This window comes from Streptomyces prasinopilosus (assembly GCF_001419695.1).
In the GTDB taxonomy this organism is placed as follows: domain Bacteria; phylum Actinomycetota; class Actinomycetes; order Streptomycetales; family Streptomycetaceae; genus Streptomyces; species Streptomyces prasinopilosus.
In genome coordinates this window covers 1-4,414 of sequence record NZ_LIRG01000518.1, presented here as the reverse complement: position 1 = coordinate 4,414, position 4,414 = coordinate 1, and the positions used below count along the sequence as shown (strand labels likewise).

Below are 4,414 nucleotides of genomic sequence, written 5' to 3'. Positions count from 1 at the left end.
CGCCGCCGCCCTGGCGGCCGTCGCCCTCACCACCGCCCTCACCACCGGCTGCGGCGCCGTCGACAAGGCACTCGACTGCGTCCGCACCGCCGACGCCATAGCCGGCAGCGTCACCGAACTCCAGCAAGCCGTCGAGAACGCCTCCAACGACGCCACCCAGCTCGAGGAATCCCTCGACTCCATCGACCAGAACCTCGGCGAGATCGGTGAGCGCACTGACAACGCCGACGTCGGCAAAGCCGTCGACGACCTGGACAAGGCCATCGGCAACGTCCGCACCTCCGTCCAGGACGGCGACACCACCCCCGACCTCGGCCCCGTCACCGCCGCAGCCGGCGAACTCACCAAGGTCTGCACCCCGTAACGAGGAAGCCCCCCACGGGCCCGGGATACTGGGCCCATGACCCGCCTGATCCTCGCCACCCGCAACACCGGAAAGATCACCGAACTGCGGTCGATCCTCACCGAAGCCGGACTCCCCCACGAACTCGTCGGCGCCGACGCCTACCCCGACCTCCCCGACGTCAAGGAAACCGGCACCACCTTCGCCGAGAACGCCCTCCTCAAGGCCCACGCCCTCGCCCGCGCCACCGGCCACCCCGCCGTCGCCGACGACTCCGGCCTCTGCGTCGACGTCCTCGGCGGCGCCCCCGGCATCTTCTCCGCCCGCTGGGCCGGCCGCCACGGCGACGACCAGGCCAACCTCGACCTGCTCCTCGCCCAGCTCTCCGACATCGACGACACCCACCGCGGCGCCCACTTCGCCTGCGCCGCCGCCCTCGCCCTCCCCGACGGCACGGAACGCGTCGTCGAAGGCCGCCTGACGGGCACCCTCCGGCACGCCCCGGCCGGCACCGGCGGCTTCGGCTACGACCCGATCCTCCAGCCGGACGGCGAGACCCGCACCTGCGCGGAACTCTCGGCCGCGGAGAAGAACGCCATCAGCCACCGAGGCAAGGCCTTCCGGGAGCTGGTACCGGTGGTGCGGGAGCTGTTGGGGTGACTTATGAGAAAGCCCCCCGCCTTCATTTCGAAGGTGGGGGGCGGTGCGGCCGGTGGGATTCGAACCCACACGGGTGTTAACCCACTGGGACCTAAACCCAGCATGACTGCCACTTCCATCACGGCCGCTCACGATCGGTCATGACGCCTGACCGGCGACCTCAGTGTACGGGGGAGCGGGTCACCCGGCGGAGCCGTCCTTCCCTTCTGGCGGCACCACGTCTGTGTCAGTGCATGGCAGTTGGGGCACAGGTACCGCAGGTTCCCCCGACGGTTGTCGCGCCAGTCCCCATTGACGTGGTCGATCTGCAGGGTGAGGGGCTGACCCAGCCACTCCCCGGTGTTGCCGCAGCTCTCGCATGCGTAGGTCACTCCGAGTTCCCCCAGGGCTCGGTGGAGCTGGGACCTGTTGGTGCGTCCCGCGTGGTCGGGCAGAACGACCAGCACGCGTGGGGCGAGGGGCGCGGGTGCGGGCCGCTCGGGCCGCCCCCAGCTCCGCCTCTTGAAATGGCTCGTGTCGAGACCGAGGCGGGCCGCCGCGCGTCGGACGCGCCGATGATTGGTGTCGGTCACGTCCATCCCCAGCCCACGCATCACGTCGGCATAACTCGTCGAGGTCCGCACGAACTCGCGGAGCCTGTCCTCGGGGATCGCGATACGGCGGTGGGTGAAGTGCCCGACGTCGATCCCCCGAGCGTTCAGCATGCGACTCAGTGTCGCGCGGGACAGGCTGTCGTCCGGCACGCCGAGGGTACGGGCCACTCCGCGGATGCTGGTCGCCGACGCCGCCGCTTCCCTCAGTTCCTCGGTCGTGAAGGGCAGGTCCGGCTCGCCGCGATCGATACCGGGAAAGTGGCTGATGTCGATGCCCGCCGCGAGAATGCGACGTCGGATGTGGGAGAGGGTGCCGGTAGCAGGCGTGGCGCCGAGTTCCAGGGCGACTTCGCGAAGCGATGAAGCCGACGCGGCGGCTGCGGCGATGGCCGCGTCCGGGTACTTGCGCCAAGGGCTGCGTTTGACGAAGTGGCTCGTGTCCAGTCCGTGAGCGGTTACTTTCTCCTGGAGCGTGCGCCGTCGCCCCCCGCTCGGGTGGAGACCGAGTTGCCGCATCAGGTCGGCCCAATTGCGTGCTCGGGGGACGGCCGACGCGAGTCGCTCCCTGCTGTACGGATCCGCTGCCTGGCGGGCATCCATGCGTTCCCTCCGTTTCCCGGCCACCCGTTCGCGGCGTCGCATGGAGTAACGAACCGGATACCGGACGGTCACGTACGGAAAGCGGAACGACCCGTACCGGAAGAGTCGGTACGGGCCGTTCGGGAGGGGGTGGGTCAGATGCCCAGGTCCTTGATGATCTTGGCGACGTGGCCCGTCGCGCGGACGTTGTAGAAGGCGTGCTCGACCTTGCCCTCCTCGTCGACGACGATCGTGGAGCGGATGACGCCCAGGTAGGTCTTGCCGTAGTTCTTCTTCTCGCCGTAGGCGCCGTAGGCGTCGAGGACCTTCTTGTCCGGGTCGGCGAGGAGGGTGACCTTCAGGGATTCCTTCTCGCGGAACTTGGCGAGCTTCTCCGGCTTGTCGGGGGAGATGCCGATGACGTCGTAGCCGGCGCCGGCCAGCACCTCGAGGTTGTCGGTGAAGTCGCAGGCCTGCTTGGTGCAGCCGGGGGTGAGGGCCGCCGGGTAGAAGTAGACGATGACCTTGCGGCCCTCGTGGTCGGCCAGGGACACCTCGTTGCCGTCGGCGTCGGGCAGGGTGAAGGCGGGGGCCGTGGCTCCGGGCTCGAGGCGTTCGCTCATCGGTCTGGTCTCCTCGTACGTACACGCTGGGTGGATCGGGTGCCGGGATCGAGGGTATCCGGGTGCCCTGGCCGTGCGGCGCGGCGTGAAGCTGACAGACTGTCCGGCACAGGCACGGCTTTCATGGTTCCAGTGGATTTCGGAGGCGACACGGTGGCGGACACGGCGGACACCAGGACCCCGGCGGAGATCGAGGCGGACATCAGGCGCCGTCGTGCGGTGCTGGCCGAGACCCTGGACGAGATCGGCGTGCGGGTGCATCCGAAGACGATCGTCGGGGACGCGAAGGCGAGGGTCGCCTCCAACGTCGATCACACGCTCGGCAGGGCGTACGTCGGTGCGAATCGTGTGGTGAGCGACGTCAAGGCGCAGTTCGTGGACCTGAACGGCGCGCCGCGGCTGGAGCGGCTGGTGCCGGCGGTGGTCCTGGTGGTGGGTGTGGTGGGGCTGCTGGCCCTGGGGTCGCGCCGGCGCAGGCGTTGACCCGGACCCGGGCCCGCAGCCGGACCCGAGCGCGTACATCCGTGGCCGAGGCAGGTAGGTTTCAGGCGTGAGCGCGAAGAAGAACGAGCACGACCCCCGGGACGACAAGCTGCCCATCCGGATGCTGCACGACCGTGTACTGGTGCGGCAGGACGCGAGTGAGGGCGAGCGGCGGTCGGGGGGCGGCATCCTGATTCCCGCGACGGCGGCGGTGGGCCGTCGGCTGGCCTGGGCCGAGGTCGTCGCGGTGGGGCAGAACGTCCGGACGGTGGAGACGGGTGACCGGGTGCTGTACGACCCGGAGGACCGTGCCGAGGTCGAGGTGCGGGGTACGGCGTACGTGCTGATGCGGGAGCGTGATCTGCACGCCGTGGCCGCGGACCGGTTCGAGGGGTCGGAGGACTCGACGGGCCTGTACCTGTAGGTCCGCCGGGTCCGGGGCCCCGCGGGTCCGTGGAGCCGTGGATGCCGGAGTGTGGCCGTTGCCGTGGCCGGAAGGGGTTGGTGACTGTGGTCACCAACCCCTTCCGGCCGTCCTGGCCAGGGCTTTAGGGTGGGAGGACCCACTGGGCCCCGACGAGACGCGCCGTACCGGGGTGAGGCAAAGACGACGCACTCCCGTTTGGATCCGACGGTTCGGCGATGCGCCGAGGCGTCGACGTGTGTTCGGAGGTGCCCGTCGTGGCGTGGGTTCTGTTGATCATCGCCGGTCTGCTCGAGGTCGGCTGGGCGATCGGGATGAAGTACACCGAGGGTTTCACCCGGCTGGTTCCCAGTGTGCTCACGGGTGCCGGCATCGTGGCGAGCATGGTGCTGCTGTCGTACGCGGCGAAGACGCTGCCGATCGGTACGGCGTACGGCGTGTGGGTGGGGATCGGTGCCGCCGGGGCCGCGGTGCTGGGCATGGCGGTGCTGGGGGAGCCGGTGAACGCCGCCCGGATCTTCTTCGTGTGCCTGCTGGTGGTCGCCGTGGTGGGGCTGAAGGCGACGTCGGGGCATTGAGCGATCAAGCACTGATCGCTGATCGCTGATCGCTGACTGCTGACCCCTGACTGCTGATCCCTGATCGCTGAGCGCGGGGGCCCTCCGCGGACGCCCCGCGTTCACTCCGCTCCCGCGCTCAGCGATCAGGG

The 4,414-nt window shown here is 69.6% G+C and carries 7 protein-coding genes, 1 tRNA gene and 1 riboswitch; of the genes, 5 read left to right on the top strand and 3 right to left on the bottom strand.

Annotated elements, in window-relative coordinates:
* Positions 1-364, top strand: a 364-nt coding sequence (locus tag AOK18_RS20900) for a hypothetical protein (protein ID WP_055695353.1), incomplete at its 5' end; no start/stop codon positions are given.
* 36 nt (positions 365-400) lie between these two features.
* A complete protein-coding gene (gene rdgB, locus AOK18_RS20895) occupies positions 401-1,003 on the top strand; it encodes an RdgB/HAM1 family non-canonical purine NTP pyrophosphatase (RefSeq protein ID WP_055695352.1) in 603 nt (200 codons plus the stop codon).
* A gap of 44 nt (positions 1,004-1,047) precedes the next feature.
* Here rdgB and AOK18_RS20890 read toward each other — a convergent pair.
* The 3 genes from AOK18_RS20890 to bcp all read right to left on the bottom strand — a co-directional run bounded on the left by AOK18_RS20890 (position 1,048) and on the right by bcp (position 2,798).
* Positions 1,048-1,131, bottom strand: a tRNA-Leu gene (locus tag AOK18_RS20890).
* Complete coding sequence (locus AOK18_RS34525; protein ID WP_240503258.1) at positions 1,132-2,196, bottom strand: HNH endonuclease; 1,065 nt, start codon at positions 2,194-2,196, stop codon at positions 1,132-1,134. It lies immediately after the preceding tRNA gene.
* Positions 2,197-2,330: 134 nt separating this feature from the next.
* Positions 2,331-2,798, bottom strand: coding sequence for a thioredoxin-dependent thiol peroxidase (gene bcp / locus AOK18_RS20880; protein WP_055574232.1), 468 nt, complete (start codon positions 2,796-2,798; stop codon positions 2,331-2,333).
* A 153-nt stretch (positions 2,799-2,951) separates the two neighbouring features.
* On the opposite strand from bcp, the gene AOK18_RS20875 reads away from it, so the two are divergent.
* From AOK18_RS20875 to sugE, 3 genes are all read left to right on the top strand, one after another.
* Positions 2,952-3,281 carry a DUF3618 domain-containing protein gene (locus AOK18_RS20875; protein WP_055695351.1) on the top strand — a complete coding sequence of 110 codons (330 nt, stop codon included), beginning with the start codon at positions 2,952-2,954 and terminating at the stop codon, positions 3,279-3,281.
* A 67-nt stretch (positions 3,282-3,348) separates the two neighbouring features.
* Complete coding sequence (locus AOK18_RS20870) at positions 3,349-3,705, top strand: GroES family chaperonin (RefSeq protein ID WP_055574234.1); 357 nt, start codon at positions 3,349-3,351, stop codon at positions 3,703-3,705.
* 133 nt (positions 3,706-3,838) lie between these two features.
* A riboswitch (guanidine-III (ykkC-III) riboswitch) is annotated at positions 3,839-3,898 on the top strand.
* 64 nt (positions 3,899-3,962) lie between these two features.
* Positions 3,963-4,283, top strand: coding sequence for a quaternary ammonium compound efflux SMR transporter SugE (gene sugE / locus AOK18_RS20865; protein WP_055695354.1), 321 nt, complete (start codon positions 3,963-3,965; stop codon positions 4,281-4,283).
* Positions 4,284-4,414: the final 131 nt, after the last annotated feature.

Bases quoted from the DNA above. Each gene is read 5' to 3' on its own strand.
- rdgB (WP_055695352.1), top strand. From the start codon at position 401: ATGACCCGCCTGATCCTCGCCACCCGCAACACCGGAAAGATCACCGAA.
- AOK18_RS34525 (WP_240503258.1), bottom strand. From the start codon at position 2,196: ATGGATGCCCGCCAGGCAGCGGATCCGTACAGCAGGGAGCGACTCGCG.
- bcp (WP_055574232.1), bottom strand. From the start codon at position 2,798: ATGAGCGAACGCCTCGAGCCCGGAGCCACGGCCCCCGCCTTCACCCTG.